Here is a 21,942-nt window from a genome sequence, read left to right as displayed (position 1 = left end):
CTGCACTCTCAGAGATGTTGCGAGTATGTCTCAGCGCTGTGCGATCCGCTCGATTGTTCAGCCGGTTGACGCTCGCTCGACGACGTTTGCGTCCGTGAACCCGTTCCGGGTTCCTTCCAAGCCATCTTCGGAGTCTGCCCCCTTTCATGTTTGTCCCGGTTTTGTGCTGTACATACTAGTTGTTACAGTGACCGTGTGAGTGCACGAGATCAGCTGACGGGTGCGATGGCAGAGTTGTTGTGGGAGCGCGGCTATGCCGCGACGAGCCCGCGTGAGGTGATGGCGCGAGCTGGGGTTGGTCAGGGCAGCATGTATCACCATTTCAGCGGGAAGCACGAGCTCGCGGTCGAAGCGCTGTCCGCAGTTACCGGGGAAATGACGGGCGAGTCATCTCTTTTGAACGGAGAAGGTTCGCCGCTCGAGCAGATGAAGCGCTACCTCCTGTTACCTCGGCCTGGTACGCGGGGATGTCGGGTGGGTCGGATGACCCAGGACCCGCAGGTTGTCACAGATGCGGAACTCATCGCAGTCGTTGCGAATGCCTTCGACGCGATGCTGACCCGCTGGGAGCGGGTGATCACTGCCGCAATTGCCGCAGGGGAACTCCCCACGAGCATCGTCCCGGCGGATCTCGCGCGAACACTGGCGGCGGTCCTGCAGGGCGGCTATGTACTTGCTCGCGCGAAGGGCGAGCAAGGCCCGATGGACGCGGCGGTTCGTGGAGCCGTTTCCCTGCTCGACGTCGCCCATTCCGCTGTCTGCACCGATCACTGACCAACCCGAAAAGGAGACCCCTTGACCGTTCGAATCGGAATCAACGGCTTCGGCCGTATCGGTCGCAGTTACCTACGCGCCGCGCTACGCAGCGATGCGGATGTCGAGATCGTCGCGATCAATGACATCACCGACGCCGCAACATTGGCTTCGCTCCTGGAGTGGGACTCATTGTCCGGGCATCTGGAAGGCGTTCAGGTCGATGGGGACACGATTGTCGTTGCAGGGAAACGTATTCGCGTCACCTCTGAGCGCGAACCGTCCCTCATCCCTTGGAACGACGAACGCGTCGATGTCGTCATCGAGTCGACCGGCCGTTTCACGGACTCGGTCAACGCTCGCCAACACCTGACCTCTGGAGCGCGCAAGGTGATCATTTCGGCGCCCGCGGACCGTGATGTCCCTGCAGTCGTACTCGGGGTCAACGACGATGCCCTCGACATGCCGGAAGACGTGTTCTCCAACGGCTCCTGCACGACCAACTGCCTCGCCCCCATGGCGAAGGTTCTGCACGAGGCGTTCGGCATCGAGTCCGGACTCATGACGACAATCCACGCATACACCAGCGACCAGCGCCTCCACGATGCTCCGCACAGCGATCTCCGGCGTGCCCGCGCCGCGGCACTGTCCACAATCCCGACTTCCTCCGGTGCAGCCGCTACGATCGGGCGGATCATCCCAGAACTGGACGGGAAACTAACCGGACTCTCGCTGCGTGTCCCGGTGCCCGTTGGATCTATCACGGACCTCACCGCCCATCTGTCACGACCGGTGAGCGTCGAGGAAGTCAATGAAGCGTTCCGCGCAGCAGCACAGACTCCTGAACTCTCGTCCTACCTTGCCTATTCGGAGGCGCCACTTGTCTCCGCCGACATCGTCGGCGACCCTCACTCGGCGATCTTCGATGCGCCCCTCACCCAGGTCGTCGGCGAACAAGTCAAGGTCTTCGCCTGGTACGACAACGAGTGGGGATTCTCCAATCGCCTCGTCGAGCTCTCACAGCGGCTTGGCTCGTAAACAATCGGTACCCCGGTTGGGATGCTTCGATGGGGGATAACGCAGCGCCCGTTACGTAACCGCGCGGTGAGAGCAGCTGCTACACACGAGCTTGGTCTCAATGGTTTCTGACACACTCAGGTGTCCCTGTGCTGTCAGTTTCAGAAGTGGACTGCATTCTGTGCTGGAGTTTTGCAGGTGAGTGCAGCTGCCTTCTGACATTCCGATGGCAGAAGTGGGCTGCACGGGCGGTAGCCGGTTGGTGTCAGAGGAGCGCGGTATCGACCGAGTTGGCGGCGCCGATCTGCTCGCTGAGGATGTCGCCGTGACCGGCATGTCTGGCGAATTCTTGAATCATCAGAAGCAGTGTCCATCGCATGGAAACAGTGCCCTCGACAGGAAGGTCGATGGTCTCGTCCAGGCCGAAACGTGAGGCGATTCGGCGTGATTTACTGCTGGCTCGTTCGAACTCGGCAATGACCTCTACCAGCGTCTCGTGGTCGCTGACGGTGAAGGTGCCTTCGTCACGGCGCGAGTAGCCGGCGCATTCGGATTCACTGAGTCCAGCCCAATGCTTTTGGAACCAAATCCGTTCCGCGGCCGCCGCGTGCTTGATCAAGGTGATCGGCGTTGTCAACGACGGAACCAATTGTCTGCGGGCATCAATCTCGGACACGCCCTGCACGGTGTCGATCAGTGCTCGTCGGTTGTGGTCGAGCATGCTGTCGATGATGGATCTATCGGCGCCGAGCGTAATCATGTTGTCCTGCATTGTTTTTGTTCCTTCCGACTATGTGGGGCTTGCGTTGGGTGAGGGCGAGGTGTGACCGTCGACAAGTTAGGGGCAATCCGCCGACAAGTGGAGGGGTCACCACCAAAGGCGCTGTTGAGGGGGCGGTCGGAGTGGTTCAAAGCGAGCGGCGCATCACCAGAAGTGAGACGGGGCGCAATATCAACACCGCAACGTCATGCTGATCGGTGGAGAGCCGAAGCTTAGCGCTCAAGCTGTTCGGTGGGCCGTCTTTCGGTCGAACTTCAAGCAAAGCCTGAGCTGCCTCCTGCGGCTACGAATGTGCGTTTTGACGATCGTCTATCGAGACACCCCGAGGCCAAATTGATTGATGCCCCGACCCGCCTGGCGGTGTCCTGGTAGGTAGTGTTGCAAGGTATTCCGATTTGATCACAGATTTCGAGACGGAGGGCTTCAGGTGGACGAAAACCTGATCGGGTACGCCCGATGCTCCACACGCGGACAGGATCTACGAGCGCAGCGCACAGCCCTCCACAAGCTCGGAGTCGACATCGGCAACATCTACACCGACCGCGGATACACCGGTCGCAACCGCGAACGCCCCGGACTGACGGAAGCACTCACCGCAGTGGGGGATAATGGGACAGTCAGGTATTGAAACCCTTTGAATACAGGTACATCTGCGCTTCCTGGAGAGGGCATACGAGGATCTGCTTGGTACGGCCTTCGCAACGCATCCAATGTGGTCATTCCATCCGTGTTAGCTGAACCGGGTCACGAATCGTTTCTGCCATGGTGTCTCGACAGCCCTGCGCGAGTAGTTCTCTCGGACGTAGTCGACAGCTTTGTCGGCCGGTATTCCGTCGAGCACTGCGAGGCACGACATTGCTGTGCCGGTACGTCCGAAACCGCCGCTGCAGGCGATCTCGACGCGCTCGCTCCCGGAACGCTCTAGCAATTCATGGAGTGTCGGGGCGAATGATCTGCGGTCGGATGGCAGCCAGAAGTCTCGCCACCTCACCCACTGGCTCTCCCAATCGAATGGCGACGGTTCGCGGCCCTGCAGGTACACCCCGAATTCCGGCTTCTTTCCTGTTGGAAAGCGGTTACGGAGGCCTCGGCCGCGAACCAGCCGCCCAGAGGGCAGACGCAAGAGCCCCAGCGTTTCCGAGTCCCAGATCTCGTTTGTCACTCGATGCCCTGTCGATAGAGATGGATCGATGGTCGTGTCACCCGTCTGCGGAATTGATGGACACCAGACAGTGCCTGACTCCGGCGACGGTCAGTTCTCGTTCATGCATGGTCGGGGCAGAGCAGCGTCGGTTTCGTACACCATCCTGCATCGGCGAGCCATCGCTGGACCGGATCAGGCTGGGCGTCGTCGATGTCGGTGCCAGTGGCCAGTTCTCCGGCGAGGATGGGTCCGTCTCCGCAGACGGTGCAGGCGACGTCGACGACGATTTCCTCGGGTTGGCAACTGCGGCAATGGTGTCGGGAGACAACTTTACTGGGGTCCTGGCAGTCGAGATACAGCCAGGAGACAGCCAGGTCAACACGTTGGTGAGCCGCCTCGGCTCGGGTGGTGGGCTCGTGCCCGCAACCTGGGCAAGCGCGCGGAGTTCTTCGCGCCTGTGCGGTGTGCTCAAGTGTGGCCACACCGAAGTCGGCGGCAGTCGGCGTCTCGGGATCTGCCGCCACGATGTCGGACTTCTTCAGATGCCCATAAAGAGTGGTTCGGCGTACGCCGAGCAGGCCGGCGATCTGGGAGACGGTGTGCTGGTCCGCGTCGTACAGGCGTTGAGCGTGTTTGACCTGCTCGGCGGTGAGTTTCGAGGGCCGGCCCCCCTTGCGGCCGCGGGCCCGGGCCGCGGCCAGCCCGTCGCGAGTGTTGGCCGCGATCAGCTCTCGCTGTAGCTCGGCTAGCACCGAGAGCATTCCGAACATCGCCCGCCCTTCGGCGGTGGCGGTGTCGATGCCCTGCTCGAGCACTTTCAGGCCCACACCCTTCTCTCTGAGTTCGGCGCCGAGTCCGATCAGGTGCACTACTGAGCGGCCCAACCGGTCGAGCCGAGTGATCGCGAGCTGGTCGCCGTTGCGCAACAACTTGAGCACCAGGTCCAGTTCGGGGCGGGACGCCTTGGCGCCGGAGGCGTGATCGACGTGGACATGTTCGGGGGCGACGCCGGCTCGGTGGAGTGCGTCGATCTGGTGGTCCGGTGTCTGGTCCCCGGTCGAGACGCGCGCGTAGCCGATCAGCATGTGTCGACAATATCCGAACGGTAGGTTATCCGACGTTGATTGTCGACACGGGTATTCGACAGCTGCGGCCTGGGACAACTTCCTTCGGGCGGCTGTGTCGAGAAACGATGGTTTCTCGACACAGCCAAAGATGTCGCGCACGCCTGAATCAGTTAATCTTGACCTTGACGTTAGGTCATGGTTGAGACTGGGCTTATGCGAATAGGTCAGCTCGCCGAAGTTGCCGGCACAACGACGCGAACGGTGCGTCACTACCACCGACTCGGTCTGTTGAACGAGCCGCAACGTCGATCCAACGGATACCGCGCGTACACCGTCAGCGATGCCGTCCGCTTGATGCGAATCCGTTGGCTGGCGACTAACGGGGTTCCCCTGGGATCGGTCGCGGCCATCCTCGCCGAGGAAAGGTCGAGCGAAGACGATCGAGACGTGGAAGCGGATCTTCGATCGTTGATTGCCGGCATCGAGAAGGAACAGGCCATACTCGTCAGCCACAGAGCTCAGCTCACCGCGATGCTCGCCGAGGCCGAACGCGGAAACCCGATCTCGGTGCTGCCAGCGGAGCTAGCGATAGCCTTGTCCGACGCTATCGACACCGCTCCGTCAGTCAACGTCGGTTCGGCTATTCGGCGTGACCGAGACCTCGTCGAGGCCCTCTCAATGTCGGGGAAGGCCCCGCAGGTCATGCTCGCCGGCTACGAGGCAACGATGACCGATGATCTCCAGCGCGAACGGTATTTGGCGCTGCTTGCTGAATGGGCACATCTCGAAGGGTGTGGCCCGGGCTTGGCGGAATCAGCGATCGAAGCACTCTCAGCCCGACTCCTCGAATTCTTCGATCAACAGAAGATGGACGTCATGGAGTCATCCGCGGAAGTAACAGAGGTCGCCGGCGGACTTGGTTGGACACTTTCGCTTGACGACCTGATCCCCGACCCCGCACAACGCGAGGTCGTACTACGGGTTCAACGAGAACTGAGCACCCGATCCTCGAGTACTGCGGATATCTGATGGCGCTCAAGCTGATTCGACGATTCGAACGGGCGGCGCAAGTGGTCACGGCGGCTGTTCTCGTCGTCAACGCCACCTTGTTGCTAGCCGGTGCAGTCAGCGCTCGTCAAGCGGTGCTGTTGTTCGTCGCGGTGGAAGTTCCTCTCGCGTGCGCGGTGATCATCACGTTTCTCTTCGCGATCGGGTTGCAGCGCCGACGCGGTATCGGGTTCCGGGACGCGGCCATGACCGCGCTCGGGCACTCGCCGTTCTGGCCACTCATCCGCGCTGAGGTCAGGGCCTACCGGGCGCTTTGGCTGTGGATCCGCAGACGGCACTCCGGAGTCGAACCGGGCGCGATCGTTCTCGGTGCGCACGGAGGAACGCTCGTGATGCCGACGGCGTTCGCAGTCGCGACCGTCGTCGAGATCGCGGTGCTGCATCTGCTTCTACCGTGGATGTGGCTTCGAGTGAGCCTCGCGGTCGCCTCAGTCTGGTCGCTGGTCGCACTGTTCGGTTACTTGGCGATTCATCGCACTAACCCGCACTACTTGACCGACGTGTCCCTCGTGCTTCGTCAATCCGGCTCCATCGTGGCTGCGATCGATCGGACCGACATCGATTCGATTGCCTCTGGGTCCCGATTCACCGAGACCACACCGACGATCAAGGACGGCCGACTGTACCTCCCAAATGCCGACGGGACGAATGTCGATCTGGCCCTTGCCCGTCCGGTTCTCGCTCGACTGCCCGCTCTCATGTCTTCGCGAAGAATCACCGAGGAGGTCAGCCGCATCAGCGTGCACGTCGACGACCCAGCCCAGGTGCGCGTATTGCTGGCTCGTCGTGATGGTGAGCCCACTGCGACGCTCGATACTTCGAATCGCCGGTCACAGTCTTTGGGTAGGTCGCCGGCCAACGTCGGCGGCGTATCGGGTCCAGTCACCGGCGCTGGTTTGTTGCCAGTCGACTGCGACATCGATGTGGATGCCGAGGGTGCGGGCGAGGATCGCGGCAGGAACTTCGGCGGCGAGCGCGAATAAGGCGGCTGAGCGTGCTGGGTTCGGCCGGATTCCGAGGCCGCGCAGCCGGACTCCCATCTGAGCGGTGCTGACCGGGTTTCCGGGTTGGCCTCCGGGAAAGAGCCAAGGCGAAACTCCGCGTTCGCCTATGGCGGCGTGCCCGGCGCGGGTGCCGACCAATGTGGTGACGAGGTCGGAGAGCGGCACCGGCAGCAAGATAGGGGTGGTGCCCAGGCGTAGATGGACGCCGTCCGCTCCGATGGTGACGTCCTCGACCGTCAGGGCGGCGATTGCCGAGGCGCGCTGTGCGTACAGCAGCACCAGCAGTCCCGCGACTCGATCCTCGGGTTTGACGGTGTCATCGCACAGCAGCTTCCGGGCGATAGACCACCGATCCTCACCGTCGAGCAGATCAGCAGGCCCCTGCCAGCGGCGACTGGCACCTCTCAGTGGCGTGTCGGTCAACTTGCTGGTGGTGACCCAGCGTAGGAAGCTGCTGGCCGAGTACCGGCGGCTGGCGCTCGGGTCGGCGAGCCATCTGTCAATGTCGGATTGGGTGCATGTGTCCAGATCCAACTGCTGGGAGGTGAGCCAGTCGAGAATCAGGAGCGCTCCGCGCAGTCGGTGCCGGATGCCGGATGCCTGTCCGAATGTAACAGGTCGGCCGCGGTTGCGTGTGCGTAGTCGCCTCATCAGATGCCAGGTTGCGTAATGGCGCAATAGTTTTCGGCTCTTCGGTTCTGTGACTTCGCTGACCGTGCCGGCGATCCAGCGTTCGAGCCGAGCGAGGTGCTCATCGCGGCCAGGCAGAGCGCCGGTTGAAACGAGCACGCTGCGCAGATGCTCGACGGTCTTGTCTGGGCCGATCTCATCGAGAGCGTCATGAGTTAAAACTCTTGTGCCGCTACCGATCTCGCCCAATACAGCTACCGCTGCACTGGACGATAGCCAGTACAGCACGGTGCGGGGACGCTCGATCTCAGCGAGAGTGCGGTGCAACACGGCGAGCTCGGGCCGGATGGACCCCGTATCGTCGGCGAGCAGTCCGCGTAGATGTTCGTCGAGAACGCACCGCGTGCAGGGATGGTGGTCAATGAGTCGATCGGCGGTCCCGCAGCGTGGGCATGGTTGCCATATCGAGGGATCGGCGTCGCTACAGCTGGCGCACAGAGGCACGTCCAGGGTGCCGGAGCGGACAGGATTTACTTCACCGCAGCTAGAGCAGCGGATCCACCGCTGCTGGCATGCACTGCACCAGGGCTCACTGGTGATTCGGGAGATCTCGATCGACCTATGCCGGCCGCAGATCGTGCATGCGCCGTACTGTCTTGGGCGGCAGTTCCAGCAGAACGGCCCGTCCGAGGTGCGGGCCTCGACCGGGCGGCGTTGACGGCACCTTGTGCAGTCCTCGTGATTGGCGGGGTCGTTGAGCGTGCAGCGTGAGCACAACGGCAAATCCTGATCGTCGCGGCTGCCGGGCTCGCGGTTCTTGCCGCAGCGTGAGCACGGCACGCACCTGTGTGCGATGGAGCAGCGGCGGCAGATCCGCTGCCCGTCGTGGCACCGGCTTAGTGGAGCGGTCCGTCCGCAACCGGGGCACACGGGGCGCACGATACCGGTGGATCCGGCCTCGCAGAGCGCGTCGATGAGCCGCAGCACCGACGGTATCGCCGCCAGGTGGCCATCGCCGGTCAACAGCTCCGACTGGTCCTCGATCGCCCAGGCCAACCGGCGCCGCGCGGTCGGTCCGGGAGCGGCGCGTTGGGCGGCTGCGGTAATCGTGTTGGGGTCAAGCGCCGGATCGAGCGTGGCGATGATCTCGATGAGCACCGAGTCGGGATCGCGAGATTCAGGGACCGGACAGTGATGGCAATGTGGCCTGCCACGTCGGTCTCTGCGACCGACCGGACTCATTTTCCCGCATCCAACGCACCGCTCGTGTGGCCGACCGCATGGGTGGCAGTACCAATTCTCTCCGATGCGGGCGAGAGTGCCATGCAGTTGGCGGTCGCAACTGGTGCAACGCGGCGGCGCGATCCCCGTGGCACCGGCGGCTCGGGCCCCAATCAGCAACTCTCCGACCACCAGCGGTGCCGGGGACCGCCCGTCGACCAGCAGGTCGGGGCGGTCGGTCAGTGCGAGCGCGAGCCGGCGAGCTTTCGCCCGGCCCGCAGCGATATCGGAGACCAGTCGCCGCGCCGTGGCCGGGTCGAATCCCGGATCAGCCTGGACGAGCAGGTCCACGATCGCACCGACCGGGTCGGCGACCGCCCGATCCCGGGCGTCGTCTGTCACGGCCTGTCGACACCGTCGATGCGGGCACGCTTCGGGCGCAGGTTTCCGACACCCGCGGCGCCGGATCCGCCTACCGCCGCTCGGGTGGGTGTGGCCGCGGCGGACTCGATCGGCTCGATGAGGTCGGTCATCGCGCAGTCGAGCACATCGAGCAGGGCCATGAGGACTTTCAGGCTCAACCGTTCCGGCCGATCCACGACGAGCCGGTACACCTGAGAGGAGGACAGCCGGATCCCGCGCCGGGCCAGCGGCTCGATCAGGTCGGTGGTCGAGAACATGCCCCGGCCGGCCATGACGTGGCGCAGGTGCCAGTGGTAGTCCAGTTTCGCGGCTATCACGGGTTCCTTTCCTCTGTTGTGTGTGGCTCGAAGGCGGGCGATAGGGCTCGGCGCAGTGCTGTGTTCATGAAGTCGTCACTGACGTGGGTGTAGATCGCCGTCGAGCTGTCGCACTCGTGCCCGACCTGGGATTGAATGAACCGGCGGTCCACCCCGTCCTCGGTCAGGTGGGTGACGTAGGAGTGCCGCAGCGAGTGCGGGACCAGCATCGACGGCAAGCCGAGCGTGTCCCGGTAGGCGGCGAATCGGGCGTTGATCTCCGCTGATTTGATCCGTCCGCCGCGCTCGGTCACCCATAACGCGGGGTGCTCGGGTTGCCCGAAGCGGGGACGGACGTTCTCGACGTAGTCGGTCACCGCCTCGACTGCCCAGCCCATCACGGCCGCGACGTTGCGGCGCCGTGGCGTCTGCCCGCGCTTGGCCTTGCCGTAGCGCACGTGCAGCGTCCCGTATCGGCCGAACTCCGGTGCCGCGGGATTGCGGCCCCAGTCGACCAGGTCGAGTTTGGCGGCCTCCGTGCGGCGCAGGCCCCACCCGTAGATCACCTTGAACAGTGTCGCGTCCCGGTACGCCGCCAACGCGCCCTTGCGTCCCGCGCTCACCGCACGTTCGACCTGGTCGTCGGCATAGTCGAAGAACAGCTGCAGCTCCTCGCGGGTGAACGGGCGAGCTTCCGGGTTCCCCTCGTAGTCGTTGAGATGCGCGATCGTGTTCCACTCGTGGACGATCGGCACCGGGTGCACCCCCGGCCCGAACTCCTTCTCGCACTCGCGCATCCACCCGTAACGAGGATCGGTGAGGTAGTCGATGAACAGTCGCAGTCCGCCCTGGTGGTGGCGGATTGTCGAGGGTGCGAGGTGCCGTTCGGCGGTCAGCGACAGCGACCACTCGTCGACCTGCCCGGCCGTCCACGACCACGGATAGTCGTTGGTGAACGCCATGAACCGTTTCACCAGCAGTTCCCGGGTGGTGATCGTCTCCTCCCGGAGACCTCGGGCGGCCTGCTGTGCCCGAAACCCCCGCAGCATCGCCTCGAACACCGCGTCCTCAGGACGGAGCTGGACCACGCCGGATATCAGTTCGAGGTGCGCCGAACCCGCCAGGTCGCCACGGCCCATCCGATCCCCCGTCCACCATCACAATCCAGCCCGTTAAGTGGTGTGATCATGCATCAGATGGTCCCGTTGGGCAAACATTGCAGGTCAGAGTGAATTTGTGAGGGGTTGATTCGAGCACTGCGGATCAGCGATGAGCAGGCGACCAGCCGCGATGTGCCCATCGGATGCAATTCCCGAGGGTTGGGCGATACCTTGGTCGTCACCAAGCTCGACCGGCTCGGTCGATCAGTGACCGACCTCAATGCCATCGTGACCGAGCTCGACATGAAGGGCGCACGTCTGATCTACGGCGGCCAGGTCTACAGCCCCGGCGATCCGTCGAGCAAGATGTTCTTCACCGTCCTCGGCGCAATGGCCGAATTTGAAGCTGCTCTCACCCGTGCCCGCACGCGTGAGGGCGTCGCGATCGCCAAAGAGCAAGGCCGAATGACCGGCCGCAAACCCAAACTCACTGCCCTGCAACATGAACGCATCCTCAAGGACTACGAATCAGGCGAGTTCGGCGCCGTGAAACTCATGGAGCTCTACGGATTGAGCCGGTCCGCTGTCTACGCCGCGCTCGTCCGAGCGCGCGAGCAACGAGACGCCCCACCCACACCCCGTTCCGCGACGACCAGGAGCTGACTCTCGATGACTACACACGCCGATTGCTACACCGCCGACTGGCTCGACAGAGCCCAGTTCGGCCTCGCCGGCGAGGCGACGTCATGACCGCCGAACGGGCAGTGATCCGGTGCGCCTGGTGCGACGGATGGGTCTCCGATACCCCGGCGCAGCTGGCGCCGACGTGGCCGGTGTATCACGACGAGTGCCGCCCGGCGGGTGTGAACGGGTGGACCGCCGCCGCCGCCGACGCGGCTGGCCCTGCTCGGCCCCGCCAGTAGCGTTTCGGGGGACGGGTCACCTGCAACGAACTGGACGAACCCTGGCCCGCGTGGTGGATAGCGGGCATCCCTCGATGGCCGTCCTGCTCCAGGACAGAGAAAGCTCGCCGACCTCGACTACACCGAAGTCGATGCACTGGAACGATTTCGGTACGACATCGAAGTGCCCGACCTCACTACCGCGGCGCAGTGGTTAACCGACCTCCGCGCCGCGGTTGTGAGAACACCCCATACGGCCACAAAGGCCCCGGCAGTGCTCGAACACCACCGGGGCCGGTCGATCACAGAACGGACCTGCGATCAATGAGCAACGCTAATACCCCCGACCTCGACGCCACCAGCGAGGACGCTCTCGACATCCACCCCCGCGTGTTGACCGGCGCATTGATCACCGGCTTGGCCATCGCCATCATCGTCGGTGCGGCCTCGTTCAAACTGTCCTTCTCCACCCTGCTCGACCTGGCCGTCATGGCCGGCATCCACCCCGCCGACGCCTGGGTCATCCCCGTTGCTCTCGACGGCCCGATCCTCGCCGCCGCTGTCATCCGGATCGCCCTCTCCCAGCACACTGATGCCGCCACCACGCGAGGCCGGCGACTTGTCGTGGCAGTGCTGACCGTCTCGGCGGTTCTGTCCATCGCAGGCAACGCCTACCACGCAGTGCTGACCGTTACCGTGCTCAACGCCGCCGTCGCAGCAGCAATAGCAGCATTAGCGCCCGCGATGGTTCTGACGATGAGCGAGATTGTCGCCGTCGTCCTGCGTGCACCACGCCGCCGCCAGACCATGACCAAGATCGGCACTGTCGGCATTCCCGTCGATGTCTCCGCGCCAGCTCGGGCCGAAGACACGGTCGACCGTGTCGAGACCGAACAGCACAGTGCGGCAGCAGTATCGAGTCTTGCCGGGATAGACGAAGACCTCGACAACGGCCTGCTCAAACCCGCTGTGTGGACCAGTGTCGATCTCTACCTCGCGCACCCTGACTGGTCGCTGAGCGACATCGCACGCCACCTCGAGCTGCACACCTCGACGGTGTCGCGGCACATCAAGACCTGGACCCAGGTGCAGCAGAACATCGCCAGCGAACGTAGCACCGCGGCCCCGTCCATCGCCTACCAGGCGCACGCCGCTGACTCCGGTCACGAACAGAACACCGAGACGGGCTCGGACTATCTCGACGACGAGTACGCCCAGGTGGGCGCCGATCGTGATTATGCGGGTGCGAGTCGATGAGCCAGCAGCGGGCAGTGAGAACACGCGCAGATCTATTGGCAGGAGCGGCGACGGAATTCGCTCGCCACGGATACGTAGCATCGTCGGTCAACGGCATCCTCGACAACACCGCGTGCACGAAAGGCTCGATGTACTTCCACTTCGCCTCCAAGCGCGAGATGGCCGAGGCGGTCCTCGATTACGCTGCCGCCCTCTATGCTGCGATCGCGGAACGCTGGAGCACCACAGACGGTATCGATTCACTCGTTGCGATCAGAGCAATGGTAGACGATGCTGCGCAGGCCTTCACCGAAGAAGTGTCGCTGCGCGCCGAGGTTCGGTTGAGTGTGGAACCGGAATTCAGTGCTCGTCGCCCGTTGTCAGTGTGGAACGGTGCAGTATTGGTCCTCGCCAGCAGAGCTGCTGAATCAGGTTGGTTGAGAGAGGGTTTCACCGCAGAGAAATTCGTCCGTGTTCTGGCGGCACCACTGGCCGGGCACCGATTGTTGGCGCACATCGTCCCCGCAGGGGTCGCGGTGGCGATCCGGAGCGGCTACCGCGAGTCGCTCGAGACTGTTCTCGCCGCCGCAACCACGACGAATGCCGACGCACGCAGCAGGTAGTGCCGACAGCGGTGTTCACGGTCGAGACGGTCGACGTTGCGATGCCTGTGCGGCGAGCCGTGCGGAAAGGTTGCCTCGCTCAGGTATGAACGAGGGGTGGACACCGTTGCTGAGCCAAGTCGAGTAGCCCCGATCCGGCGACGGCACAGGCCGCCTGTTCATCGTCCGAACGAGGACCGGGTGGTCATGATCGACATCGATGGCGTCCTGGCTGACTTGTCGGCGCACGAAGCGATACTGGCCGAGGAGGAGATTCCGCCAGCTCAGCGGTGGCGCGAGTTCTTCGCTCACATTCCCGACGCGGCAGTGCTCGGCAGCGGGCACGATCTGGCCTGGGCGGTCGATGGGCTCGGTTACACGATCGTTTATTCGACCACCAGGCCTGCTTACGCCTTGGGTGCAACCAGAACGTGGATCGCTGACCAGGACTTCCCTATGGGCAGGGCGTTGCTGGGGAGACCGGCGTCCGAATTCACCGAGCACACACGGCAGGCCTGGCAGATCAAACTCGGCCACGCCAGGGCAGTCACCAACCGGCACCCGGCATGGCTGAGAGGTTTCGTCGACGACGACCAGGACATCGTTCGACGACTCACCGGGTGCGGTGTCCCTGCACATGAAGCCGGCGCTCTCGCGCAGCTCGGAATCGCGTCACTGCGCGGTCGCCTGGACAACTCGTAACCCTCTCCATCGCCGATGACGTGTCGATGTAGACACCTTTCGAATGCCACCGCATCACTGGGTACGGGTTGCCCACAACACCACTATCGAAGGACCGGAAAAAGACATGATCGGCGATCAAACGCGGTACGAGGTCACTGAGATCAAGGCGATCCGGGGCACCGAGTCGAAAACGATCACAAGCAAGCAGCAGGAAGGTTGGGAGCTGGTCACCCAACAGGAGGGCCTCCTGCGAACCACCATGACCTTCCGTCGACCGAAGCCGAAGCCCCCCTGGAAATTGTGGGCCACACTCGGCGGCGTCGGTGTCGTCCTGGCGGGCATCATCACCGTCGGGGCAATATTGGAAGACGACAGCGACGCATCCACGACCGACGCCCCAGCAGCCTCGAGCACCGAGCAGCACTCCCCGCAGCCTGCTCCGGAACAGGAAACGGAACCCTCCTCATCGGCTGACCCGATGATCTGCGATACGACGGACCCATGGTCGCTGAGAGATCCATGCACGTTCGGGCAGACCGCGATCTACAGCGACAAAGTGCGGTCGGGCCAGGTGCAGCTGGAGATCACCGTGGGCCCACCGGTCGAGTTCACACCGAGTGAGAACGCAATCACCGCGTATGACCTGCCTTTAGGGCCCGTGAGCGTCTACTTCCCGGTCACCATCAAGAACACATCGCCCGAGTTGGTGGAGAGTTCAATCCTCACCCACGTGTCCAACGCCGAACAGGGCGAGTACGACGGGATCCGGGAAGTGAGCGACGGCGACATCGACAGTTTCACGGTCAGTAATGCTGGCAGCTTGCCTGTGGGCGAGTCGTTGAGCGTCAAGGAAGGCTGGTCCATGGCAACACTTGACGGTGTCGAATACAGCCTGTCGATCGACGGCCTGTCCGGTTACACCATCGAGTTCACGCGGTGATCCCAAGGTGATGTGCCAGCTCGCCGGGAACAATCGTCATCGCGGCCGCCACATCCGCAGCCTGTGCACACCACTGCCGTTACCCGCGCAGGCGCCTTCTCAACGACACAACCATCAGTGCGCAGCGGTGAACGCGTCTTCGATCGCAGTAGGAATGCGGCCCCGATCGCTGATCTCGTAGCCGTTGTCTGCCGCCCATTGCCTGATCGCTCTGGTCTGCGCAGGATCGCGTGTCGCCCCAGTGCTCGACGGCGCAGCAGCAGGTGATGCTGCCGGGGTGGGGGAGTTCCTGCGTTTACGTCCGCCGACACGGGTTCCGTGTTCGATGTAGTAACCGATCTTGCGGTGAAACTCACTGGCGTTTTTGGCTTTCAAGTCCACCAGGTAGTCGACGCCGTTGACGGAGAATTCGATGGACTCGCCTGATTCGTCGTCGATGACCGTGCCGTCGATATCGTCGACCAATTGGGTGAATACTTTTTTCGCCACGGTTCGATGCGGCCTTTCAGCGGAGTCGAGATCGGGTTGTTGTCGGGCGTCAGCCTAACCAGGCCGGATGCGTTCACGCCGCAACCTGGTGGAAAGTCCACGGGGGTTTCGATCCGCCGCGCCTACGCGCCCGCCGTGAATTGCCCGAAAGCGTCTAGTTCACTTGACTAGAAACCGTCTATTTGACTAGACTAATGTGATGGTTACCGAGCAGCCCACACGGAAAGTGGTCAAGGCTCTCAAGGCGGCCGGGTTCACCTCGGTCCGCACGGTGGGATCACACAGCACATGGGTCTCGGCCGACCGCGCAGTCAAAGTGACCGTGCCCGACGGGCACCGAACGATCTCGCCCGGTGTCTACCGCAAGATCCTCGCAGCCATGAAGGAGGCGCAGCAGTGAGCAAGACCTACGCGGTGTCGGTAAGTAGGGACGGCAAGTGGTGGATGATCGCCGTCCCCGAACTCGATGCCCTCACCCAGGCCCGTCGCATCGACGATGTCCCCACCGCGGCGAAGGAACTCATCGCCCTCGAAACCGGTGTCGCGCTCGTCGACGTCGTGATCGAGCAGCACATCGAACTCGAACCCGGCGGAGAGGATCTCGCAGTTCGCATCGCCGAGATCGCAACACAGCGAGCACGTCTGGCCGAGGACGAAGCCCGTGTCAAAGAAAGCACCAAGGCCTTCGCGAAGAAACTCGCGAGCGCCCAGGTACCCGTCCGAGACATCGGATCGCTTCTCGGAGTGACCTTTCAGCGAGCCAGCCAGCTCGTCAACAGCTGACCATCCGATCTGTGCGGACGGATCACGAGAGGGTAGGCGGGATACTGTTCACGTGACCATCGACCGAAGCTTCGACCCGGACCCGGACCCCGATCAGGGGCAGGCGAAGCGGTCGATGGGTATCAGATCTGGTTCCGAGGAGAGCAGGTCGATCCATCCGACCACCTCACCGTCCTCACGGGTATGGGGAATCCAGTGATCCGGAATCGAGCTCATCGGCTGAATGCTAAACCGCGGAGCGTGCGATGCGGAAGCCGACGTCGTCAACCTTGAAGGTTGGATGACTACGGCGCCGTGCAGATGCTCGGCAACTCCAGTGCTCGTCGAACCAACCCCCGCCGCGTAACACCCGGTAGGTGTCGTAGACATCGGCGTCATAGACGTCCCAGCACCAGTCCCAGACGTTCCCCAGCATGTCGTAAAAACCCCACGCATTCGGAAGCTTGCCACCGACATCCTTAATCCGCTCACTCGAATTTGCTCGGTACCAGGCAATCTCATCGAGCTGCCCGTAGCGCGGGCCGTCAGTACCGGCACGGCACGCGTACTCCCACTCGGCTTCGGTCGGCAGCCGGTATCCGTCAGCTGTGTGGTCCCACTCGATCTCGTTATCCTCACCGCCGGGAAGTAGATGATATGCAGGGGTGTATCCGTCTTGTTGGGACAAAGCGTTGCAAAACCGGACTGCCTCCCACCAGGAAACGCTCTCGACTGGCAATTGGTCCCCCACAGAAGCACTCGGTCGAAGGCCGGTGACGTCTGCGAACACACGTTGAGTAACTGGTAACGCAGCGAGCTTGTAGGGCGCAAGATCAACAACCCAACGGCGTTGCGTCCGTCGATCCGACAGGGTTATCTGTCCACGTGATACGGAGATCATCGCGACCTGCGGCTCGGGTTGCATAGTTAAGAGATCCTACGGCGACTCGTGCTCCCTCGCCGGTGAGCGCCGAGATGATGTGTTCTAGTCCAGAGTCTTCCCGATGTACCGATTCGCGAACTTCGCTGTCCCTCAACATCAAAGCGATATCGTGAGAACACCTTTCCGGCTCTGTCAACCGCCGAGCGTGATGGGACCCGTCAACGTCGCCTCGATCGACAGTCATGTTGGGACTGTGTCTTACTCGCGCTGCGGGCGCTGCCAAGAGCAAGGGAGAGCTGGTGGCGTAGCTTCCGTTCTCCTCCGTGAGCGTCCGAAATCCTCGCGGCAGATCAGATGCAGCTTCGTGGTGGCGTGGTTGCGCCCGCTAGTCGCGGACCTGTATCCCGAAACCAAACTTCTCCAAAGGGTAAAGAACGGACCTGCTCCCGGGGACTTCCCGGGGCAGGGCGAACAGCACTGTGTTGCCATCCGACGTCGCCAACGTTGCGTAGCTTCCCTTCCGGAGCAAGTCTTGTTCGAGCTTGAATTGAGAGTCGTACGAGCCGATGTACACCATCGGACCACTCGCTCGGCCGGCGATTGCAATGACCTTCGATCGGCACTGAGCCGTTCCGTCCGCTGAGTTCGGAAGGCTCTGGTAGGCACCGCCATCGTCGAAAGTGCCGGGAGCGCAGATGGCAGCAAACCAGTCATCGCTCGACGATTGGACGGCAGGCGCGCTCGTCGAGGCGTCCGCAGCCGCTGAGCCCTCTTGTTCGTCGTTGCCGGTGACCGTCCATACGACGAGACCGGCAATGGTGGCGACGATCGCAATCCCGACGGCTACAGCGATTCGCGTTCTTGCTGTCTTGTGCGCATAGGTGGACGGCGACTGCTGCACGGGCGCTGGTCGGGTGGCACCGGTCCAACCCTTACCGTCCCACCAGCGTTCGATACTGCTGTCGGAGGGGTCTGCGTGCCAGCCTTCTGGTACGCCAGCATCAGCGGTCGAGTCGCTGCTACCTGAGTCGTTCAACGAGTTCCCATCGAAGTTGCTGTTCTGCTTTGTCAACCCTTAGTCGCTCGAGCTAGATAAATACGTTACGCAGGTTGATGGACCCGACTGTGGCAACCACTCCTTCCCTTCCATACGGCATCCTGGCTCAGCGGCTTCCTGCGGGTTTAGATGGTGTTTTGACCATCGACAAAACGGACGAAATTCCTCACTAGGCGGTATCGGATGCGAACTCATCGAATACGGGCTTGGGTACCGTTGCCCGCGAACTGACAGCACGCCCACACTCGCTCTCGCCGGAAATCTAGACCCATCAGACTAAGCCGGACAACCCCTCCACTCGCCGCAACGAGCCGCCGGGAGTAAACTCGAAATCTTCGTCCTCGGACGGAGTACGCGGGAGCGATGGCCATGCCGGAACACAAGCAGATGCAGCCACCGGACTATCACCGATGTCTTGAAACGGTCTTCGCATCACCCGACGCATGTCGTGAGTTGCTAGACAGACTGTCCGCGATGACTGAGGCCGAGGTCCAATCTCGGTGGTCTCCGTGGCGCGGTCAGGAGTCACCGCCGTACGGACCGGGCGTGAAGGATCGGGTACCGGCAGAGGTGCAGCTGGTGGCATTACAAGCCACCTACGATTCTTATCGCGAATCGACTATGGAGTTATGGCGGGACTTGTCCGACATCATGGATATCCCGGTCATGCAGGAAAGCCTCGTCGAACTCATCTGGAGCGTGCGCATGAGGATCGAACGGCTCAACAGCCGAATCGAAATTCTCGAAAGTACAGGCGCCCAGTCGGTTCCACGAAAATGCAAGGAATAGGTGCGTGAGGTCCGCACTCGCGGTTTGTGTTGAGCACCGCCGGCACAAGCGGGTAACTAGATCGCCCCGGTCTTCCTCAGCCAGTTCATGAATTGGTGCTTCTTCTTCTGTGTGAAGCTTGCATCATCGGCCGCAAATGTGAAAGTAGCATCAGGCCTCATCTTGGCTCCCGGATTCACCACAAAAACCCCACGCTTCCAAAGCCGCTGTTGATCTTCCTGTATCGCGCGCTCTTGATTTCTTGCGGCCGCAGATGCACTCTGATCCTTTTCAACGTCAGCCTGACGTTCTACAGATGTCGACGCCAGACAGCCAGCAACGCCGTTCGATGGGTAGACAGACCCATCTTGTTGGTAGGTGAACACGGCCATCCCCATCAGATCCGCATACTCCAACGCGTGCCTGGAATACGAGGAACCGGTGTAAAAGATCGCAATCAGATCTACCTGTGCCCCCGGGCACCGATCAACCGCTGGAGCGCTGGCCGTCCAACCTGAGAACCTTGCCACTTGACCTGCGCGATCGCGCTGATGGATCGCACGTCAACCCCACCATCGGGTCCGATCGATGTAACGTACGCATCGGCAAAACCAAGTCTTTGCATGTGAAGTGCAGCGTTGATTTCGGCTTCACGAGGCGTTGTGATGAACGGCACCGACGTTTCTCCTTCGTAAACGATAGACGGCCCAGACGGCGCCGACCGTGGTCGTATGGCTGGTTGCTGGCATTGCTCGTTTCAGGCTAGTAGGGTCTCTGGCAGATTCGGCCAATCAGGACAGCAAACTGCCAGTCACCGCAGGCGAATGTGCCCAGAGGAACCCTCGCAGACCGATGCCGATCACCGCGCGCAGCGAGGACCAAAGCTGAGAGACAACCCGATATTTTGGTTGAGCAAGAGACCCCACTACCGGCTCAGGATTGCTTGGAATCTTCCAGCGACTCCGTATGCGATGACTTTTCTGGGACGGCGCACGAAAGCGACTCAATATGCCTCGGCTTGAGATGTTGGGTCACTCCGTCGAGGGATACCCCTGGTGCCGCATCGCAACCGACCTGATCTCAACGGAATCACCACTCATCCGATTCGACAATCGAACGTATGTTCCCCTAAAATGAAAGAGTCCCACCGGCACGGCGAAAGGTCGCTTCCATGGCCGCAGCCGACCCCACCCGCCTCGACAAAACCGCTCAGCTCGACGCCCTCCGTAAACGGATGGCCACCATCCCTGGCCGACGCGACCACGCACCCACCGAACTGTTGCCGGAACCGGCAATGCAGACCCCGATTCCGATACCGCTGTCCAGCGCCAACGACACCAACAGTGCCGGCAACGGAGACTTCCGACCGTCTCCTGTTCGGGCACGAACCCTCCGCACCATCCCCGTACCCCTCCCGGTGGCCGAACTGCTGCCACACGGTGCACTGGTACGCGGAACAACCTTGTCCATCACCGGCGCAGGGTCATTACTTGTCGGATTGGTTGCCGCCGTCAGTGCAGCCGGTTATCACGTCGCGCTGATAGGACAACCCAAATTCGGGCTACTTGCTGTCCACGAACATGGTGGGGATCTGTCGAAGGTCGCTCTGGTCGATCCTGGAAATTCTGACCCGCTCGACGCCGCGAGCATCTGCATCGACGGCGTCGATTTGGTCGTCAGTACCGTGCATGGTCGTGACGTTCCGCCCACCCGCGCGAGGGCAATTCTAGCCCGAACGCGGACGCACGCAGGCGTATTCGCAATCACTGATGGGCACATGCCCGGGCTGGATCTGGCAATCTCCTCTCGCCCCATAGCTCTCGGCGGCATCGAAGCAGGCAGAGGGAGGTTGAGGTCGATCACCATCGAAACCACCGTCCACGGCCGCGGAATCACCCAGCGCACCGGCCGCCACACCCTCGATGCCCCGACCTTCGGGGAGAAGGGCCTGCGCTGGTCGCCTGTCGACGAGGCCGGCGCGTTGGCAGATGGAGGAACCATGCGGGGATTGGCGACGGCGCAGTGACCGAGCTGTACGAGAACTGGCCCACCACCTTCGAGCCGCCCACACGTCGCCTCGTCGACCCGCCGCTCCCGGTCCTGGTCTCCGTGTCGATGACAATCGCAGGAGCTGGCGGCGCGTTCGGCGACGGCACTGCACTCAAGGTCCGTGCCGAAGGTCTTGCTATGGACGTCAAGGTCCAGGGAACTTTGCATGCGTGGGCGAAAACCACTTCTCTGCACTAGTCAATCTCTGAACGTCGTCGATTAGACGAGTGGATGGTTCGGCCAACAGGGGAGTCGCAATTCTGTGGCCATTGGGTTGACTGCAGACCAAACAGGGTTTTTCATACGCTCAGCCCATTCTTCGTACGATTCGTTCGGCATACCGGTAGGCAAACGGTGGGCGGTGTCACGTAGCTTAGCGCTGCTCTTTCGGGACATAACAACCTGTTGCAGGCAGGTTTTGACTACGACCGGATCAGATCGAGAATAGCCGCGACCACCGTCGCCGGTTGCTCTTCGGGGATGAAATGTCCACTGTCCAACACCTCGGCGCGCAGTTCGGTCGTCCAGTCTTGCCAGATCTTGTTCGGGTCGAAAGGTAGGACAATTTGGCCCGGGTCCTGCCACATTGCCAGCGTCGGCATGGTGAGCCGTCGCTTTGCGTCACGGTCAGCACTGTCATGCTGACCGTCGATGAATGCGCTAGCTCGGTAGTCCTGACAGATGGCGTGGATGGCTGCGGGCCGGCTGCAGGCAGAGATGTACGCCGAGCGGGTGGCGGTATCGATGGCAGTGGGAAATTTGAGCCAGGTGTCGTTGAAGTGTCCGAAGAACGCATCGGGATCAGCGCCAATAATTTTTTCGGGCAGCGGGCTCGGTTGAGCCAGTAAGTAAAGATGAAATGCAAAAACACCGGCCACTCCAACTAGAGCGTCCCAGTTGTCAACCGTCGGAATGATGTCGAGCACGCCTACGTGCGTTACGACCTCGGGGTGATCGAGGCCGGCTCTGAACGCAACTAGTCCGCCTCGGTCGTGACCGATGACAGCGAACCTCTCATGTCCCAACTCGCGCATAAGATCGACCACTGTTTTCGCCGTGACACGCT

27 protein-coding genes are annotated in these 21,942 nt (G+C 62.2%); 14 read left to right on the top strand and 13 right to left on the bottom strand.

The genetic code is table 11. From position 1 onward, the window contains the following. Positions 1-195 precede the first annotated feature (195 nt). Together QMK32_RS18445 and gap are read left to right on the top strand one after the other, a co-directional pair. Positions 196-774, top strand: coding sequence for a TetR/AcrR family transcriptional regulator (locus QMK32_RS18445; RefSeq protein WP_283476621.1), 579 nt, complete (start codon positions 196-198; stop codon positions 772-774). Between the two features lie 21 nt (positions 775-795). Continuing rightward, a complete protein-coding gene (gap, locus tag QMK32_RS18440) occupies positions 796-1,791 on the top strand; it encodes a type I glyceraldehyde-3-phosphate dehydrogenase (RefSeq protein WP_283476619.1) in 996 nt (331 codons plus the stop codon). A gap of 244 nt (positions 1,792-2,035) precedes the next feature. Here the strand turns inward: gap and QMK32_RS18435 are convergent, their stop codons facing one another. After that, positions 2,036-2,542, bottom strand: a complete 507-nt coding sequence (locus tag QMK32_RS18435) for a DinB family protein (protein ID WP_283476618.1) — start codon at positions 2,540-2,542, stop codon at positions 2,036-2,038. A 436-nt stretch (positions 2,543-2,978) separates the two neighbouring features. Here QMK32_RS18435 and QMK32_RS18430 point away from each other — a divergent pair, with 436 nt between their 5' ends. Then, positions 2,979-3,179, top strand: a complete 201-nt coding sequence (locus tag QMK32_RS18430) for a recombinase family protein (RefSeq protein WP_502943690.1) — start codon at positions 2,979-2,981, stop codon at positions 3,177-3,179. 102 nt (positions 3,180-3,281) lie between these two features. Here QMK32_RS18430 and QMK32_RS18425 read toward each other — a convergent pair whose 3' ends face one another. Then, positions 3,282-3,713 (bottom strand): protein-tyrosine phosphatase family protein, encoded by a 432-nt coding sequence (locus tag QMK32_RS18425; RefSeq protein ID WP_283476617.1) that lies wholly within the window; start codon positions 3,711-3,713, stop codon positions 3,282-3,284. Positions 3,714-3,814: 101 nt separating this feature from the next. Further along, complete coding sequence (locus QMK32_RS18420; protein ID WP_283476615.1) at positions 3,815-4,780, bottom strand: recombinase family protein; 966 nt, start codon at positions 4,778-4,780, stop codon at positions 3,815-3,817. A 177-nt stretch (positions 4,781-4,957) separates the two neighbouring features. Here QMK32_RS18420 and QMK32_RS18415 point away from each other — a divergent pair, with 177 nt between their 5' ends. Further along, positions 4,958-5,791, top strand: a complete 834-nt coding sequence (locus tag QMK32_RS18415; RefSeq protein WP_283476613.1) for a MerR family transcriptional regulator — start codon at positions 4,958-4,960, stop codon at positions 5,789-5,791. Positions 5,792-6,660: 869 nt separating this feature from the next. On the opposite strand, the gene QMK32_RS18410 is transcribed toward QMK32_RS18415, so the two are convergent. The 3 genes from QMK32_RS18410 to QMK32_RS18400 are packed head-to-tail and all read right to left on the bottom strand — an operon-like array spanning position 6,661 to position 10,543. Continuing rightward, the gene (locus tag QMK32_RS18410; RefSeq protein WP_283476610.1) at positions 6,661-9,087 is read right to left on the bottom strand and encodes a site-specific integrase; all 2,427 of its coding nucleotides are present in this window, start codon (positions 9,085-9,087) and stop codon (positions 6,661-6,663) included. Next, complete coding sequence (locus QMK32_RS18405; protein ID WP_283476609.1) at positions 9,084-9,425, bottom strand: helix-turn-helix domain-containing protein; 342 nt, start codon at positions 9,423-9,425, stop codon at positions 9,084-9,086. Before QMK32_RS18405 ends, QMK32_RS18410 begins: the two co-directional genes overlap by 4 nt. Further along, a complete protein-coding gene (locus QMK32_RS18400) occupies positions 9,422-10,543 on the bottom strand; it encodes a tyrosine-type recombinase/integrase (RefSeq protein ID WP_283476607.1) in 1,122 nt (373 codons plus the stop codon). The genes QMK32_RS18405 and QMK32_RS18400 overlap by 4 nt, the downstream gene beginning before the upstream one ends. Before the next feature lie 105 nt (positions 10,544-10,648). Here QMK32_RS18400 and QMK32_RS18395 point away from each other — a divergent pair, with 105 nt between their 5' ends. The 5 genes from QMK32_RS18395 (at position 10,649) to QMK32_RS18375 (ending at position 14,868) form a co-directional block, all read left to right on the top strand. Beyond that, a complete protein-coding gene (locus QMK32_RS18395; protein WP_283476606.1) occupies positions 10,649-11,167 on the top strand; it encodes a recombinase family protein in 519 nt (172 codons plus the stop codon). A gap of 563 nt (positions 11,168-11,730) precedes the next feature. Beyond that, positions 11,731-12,663: a DUF2637 domain-containing protein gene (locus QMK32_RS18390; protein ID WP_283476605.1), complete on the top strand. Its 933-nt coding sequence runs from the start codon at positions 11,731-11,733 to the stop codon at positions 12,661-12,663. Continuing rightward, a complete protein-coding gene (locus tag QMK32_RS18385; RefSeq protein ID WP_283476603.1) occupies positions 12,660-13,265 on the top strand; it encodes a TetR family transcriptional regulator in 606 nt (201 codons plus the stop codon). The genes QMK32_RS18390 and QMK32_RS18385 overlap by 4 nt, the downstream gene beginning before the upstream one ends. A 186-nt stretch (positions 13,266-13,451) precedes the next feature. Then, the gene (locus tag QMK32_RS18380; RefSeq protein WP_283476601.1) at positions 13,452-13,946 is read left to right on the top strand and encodes an HAD family hydrolase; all 495 of its coding nucleotides are present in this window, start codon (positions 13,452-13,454) and stop codon (positions 13,944-13,946) included. Positions 13,947-14,052: 106 nt separating this feature from the next. After that, on the top strand, positions 14,053-14,868 hold the full coding sequence (locus tag QMK32_RS18375; protein ID WP_283476600.1) for a hypothetical protein: 816 nt from the start codon (positions 14,053-14,055) through the stop codon (positions 14,866-14,868). A 114-nt stretch (positions 14,869-14,982) separates the two neighbouring features. On the opposite strand, the gene QMK32_RS18370 is transcribed toward QMK32_RS18375, so the two are convergent. Further along, entirely contained in the window at positions 14,983-15,357 is a 375-nt protein-coding gene (locus tag QMK32_RS18370) for a histone-like nucleoid-structuring protein Lsr2 (protein ID WP_283476599.1), read from the bottom strand. A 199-nt stretch (positions 15,358-15,556) separates the two neighbouring features. Here QMK32_RS18370 and QMK32_RS18365 point away from each other — a divergent pair, with 199 nt between their 5' ends. Both QMK32_RS18365 and QMK32_RS18360 read left to right on the top strand, forming a co-directional pair. Further along, positions 15,557-15,757: a type II toxin-antitoxin system HicA family toxin gene (locus QMK32_RS18365; RefSeq protein WP_283476597.1), complete on the top strand. Its 201-nt coding sequence runs from the start codon at positions 15,557-15,559 to the stop codon at positions 15,755-15,757. Further along, positions 15,754-16,140, top strand: coding sequence for a HicB family toxin-antitoxin system (locus tag QMK32_RS18360; RefSeq protein ID WP_283476596.1), 387 nt, complete (start codon positions 15,754-15,756; stop codon positions 16,138-16,140). Before QMK32_RS18365 ends, QMK32_RS18360 begins: the two co-directional genes overlap by 4 nt. A gap of 93 nt (positions 16,141-16,233) precedes the next feature. On the opposite strand, the gene QMK32_RS18355 is transcribed toward QMK32_RS18360, so the two are convergent. From QMK32_RS18355 to QMK32_RS18345, 3 genes are all read right to left on the bottom strand, one after another. Continuing rightward, complete coding sequence (locus QMK32_RS18355; RefSeq protein ID WP_283476595.1) at positions 16,234-16,356, bottom strand: hypothetical protein; 123 nt, start codon at positions 16,354-16,356, stop codon at positions 16,234-16,236. A 10-nt stretch (positions 16,357-16,366) separates the two neighbouring features. Continuing rightward, positions 16,367-17,044 (bottom strand): formylglycine-generating enzyme family protein, encoded by a 678-nt coding sequence (locus QMK32_RS18350; RefSeq protein ID WP_283476593.1) that lies wholly within the window; start codon positions 17,042-17,044, stop codon positions 16,367-16,369. A gap of 343 nt (positions 17,045-17,387) precedes the next feature. Then, positions 17,388-18,074 (bottom strand): DUF2510 domain-containing protein, encoded by a 687-nt coding sequence (locus tag QMK32_RS18345; protein ID WP_283476592.1) that lies wholly within the window; start codon positions 18,072-18,074, stop codon positions 17,388-17,390. Positions 18,075-18,533: 459 nt separating this feature from the next. Here QMK32_RS18345 and QMK32_RS18340 point away from each other — a divergent pair, with 459 nt between their 5' ends. Continuing rightward, positions 18,534-18,848 carry a hypothetical protein gene (locus QMK32_RS18340; RefSeq protein ID WP_283476591.1) on the top strand — a complete coding sequence of 105 codons (315 nt, stop codon included), beginning with the start codon at positions 18,534-18,536 and terminating at the stop codon, positions 18,846-18,848. A 56-nt stretch (positions 18,849-18,904) separates the two neighbouring features. On the opposite strand, the gene QMK32_RS18335 is transcribed toward QMK32_RS18340, so the two are convergent. Then, positions 18,905-19,219 (bottom strand): hypothetical protein, encoded by a 315-nt coding sequence (locus QMK32_RS18335; protein WP_283476590.1) that lies wholly within the window; start codon positions 19,217-19,219, stop codon positions 18,905-18,907. A gap of 71 nt (positions 19,220-19,290) precedes the next feature. Then, on the bottom strand, positions 19,291-19,503 hold the full coding sequence (locus QMK32_RS25400) for a restriction endonuclease (protein WP_502943688.1): 213 nt from the start codon (positions 19,501-19,503) through the stop codon (positions 19,291-19,293). 495 nt (positions 19,504-19,998) lie between these two features. Here QMK32_RS25400 and imuA' point away from each other — a divergent pair, with 495 nt between their 5' ends. After that, positions 19,999-20,853 carry a DnaE2-dependent mutagenesis accessory factor ImuA' gene (gene imuA' / locus QMK32_RS18330; protein WP_283476589.1) on the top strand — a complete coding sequence of 285 codons (855 nt, stop codon included), beginning with the start codon at positions 19,999-20,001 and terminating at the stop codon, positions 20,851-20,853. Next, entirely contained in the window at positions 20,850-21,074 is a 225-nt protein-coding gene (locus tag QMK32_RS18325) for a hypothetical protein (RefSeq protein ID WP_283476588.1), read from the top strand. The genes imuA' and QMK32_RS18325 overlap by 4 nt, the downstream gene beginning before the upstream one ends. A gap of 224 nt (positions 21,075-21,298) precedes the next feature. Here the strand turns inward: QMK32_RS18325 and QMK32_RS18320 are convergent. Then, a partial coding sequence (locus tag QMK32_RS18320; protein WP_283476587.1) for an alpha/beta fold hydrolase occupies positions 21,299-21,942 on the bottom strand: 644 nt, incomplete at its 5' end.

It is taken from the genome of Rhodococcus sp. H29-C3, assembly GCF_030063405.1.
Lineage (GTDB): Bacteria > Actinomycetota > Actinomycetes > Mycobacteriales > Mycobacteriaceae > Rhodococcoides.
The sequence above is the reverse complement of the archived record's forward strand: the minus strand, read 5'-3'. Positions and strand labels throughout refer to the sequence as shown.

Excerpts from the sequence above, each read along its gene's own strand:
- QMK32_RS18375 (WP_283476600.1), top strand. The coding sequence starts at position 14,053 with ATGATCGGCGATCAAACGCGGTACGAGGTCACTGAGATCAAGGCGATC.
- QMK32_RS18365 (WP_283476597.1), top strand. The coding sequence starts at position 15,557 with ATGGTTACCGAGCAGCCCACACGGAAAGTGGTCAAGGCTCTCAAGGCG.
- QMK32_RS18420 (WP_283476615.1), bottom strand. The coding sequence starts at position 4,780 with ATGCTGATCGGCTACGCGCGCGTCTCGACCGGGGACCAGACACCGGAC.
- QMK32_RS18435 (WP_283476618.1), bottom strand. The coding sequence starts at position 2,542 with ATGCAGGACAACATGATTACGCTCGGCGCCGATAGATCCATCATCGAC.
- QMK32_RS18340 (WP_283476591.1), top strand. The coding sequence starts at position 18,534 with ATGACTGAGGCCGAGGTCCAATCTCGGTGGTCTCCGTGGCGCGGTCAG.
- QMK32_RS18380 (WP_283476601.1), top strand. The coding sequence starts at position 13,452 with ATGATCGACATCGATGGCGTCCTGGCTGACTTGTCGGCGCACGAAGCG.
- QMK32_RS18390 (WP_283476605.1), top strand. The coding sequence starts at position 11,731 with ATGAGCAACGCTAATACCCCCGACCTCGACGCCACCAGCGAGGACGCT.
- QMK32_RS18350 (WP_283476593.1), bottom strand. The coding sequence starts at position 17,044 with ATGCAACCCGAGCCGCAGGTCGCGATGATCTCCGTATCACGTGGACAG.
- QMK32_RS18385 (WP_283476603.1), top strand. The coding sequence starts at position 12,660 with ATGAGCCAGCAGCGGGCAGTGAGAACACGCGCAGATCTATTGGCAGGA.
- QMK32_RS18400 (WP_283476607.1), bottom strand. The coding sequence starts at position 10,543 with ATGGGCCGTGGCGACCTGGCGGGTTCGGCGCACCTCGAACTGATATCC.
- QMK32_RS18355 (WP_283476595.1), bottom strand. The coding sequence starts at position 16,356 with ATGAGCTCGATTCCGGATCACTGGATTCCCCATACCCGTGAGGACGGT.
- QMK32_RS18335 (WP_283476590.1), bottom strand. The coding sequence starts at position 19,219 with ATGGCCGTGTTCACCTACCAACAAGATGGGTCTGTCTACCCATCGAAC.
- QMK32_RS18415 (WP_283476613.1), top strand. The coding sequence starts at position 4,958 with ATGGTTGAGACTGGGCTTATGCGAATAGGTCAGCTCGCCGAAGTTGCC.
- imuA' (WP_283476589.1), top strand. The coding sequence starts at position 19,999 with ATGGCCGCAGCCGACCCCACCCGCCTCGACAAAACCGCTCAGCTCGAC.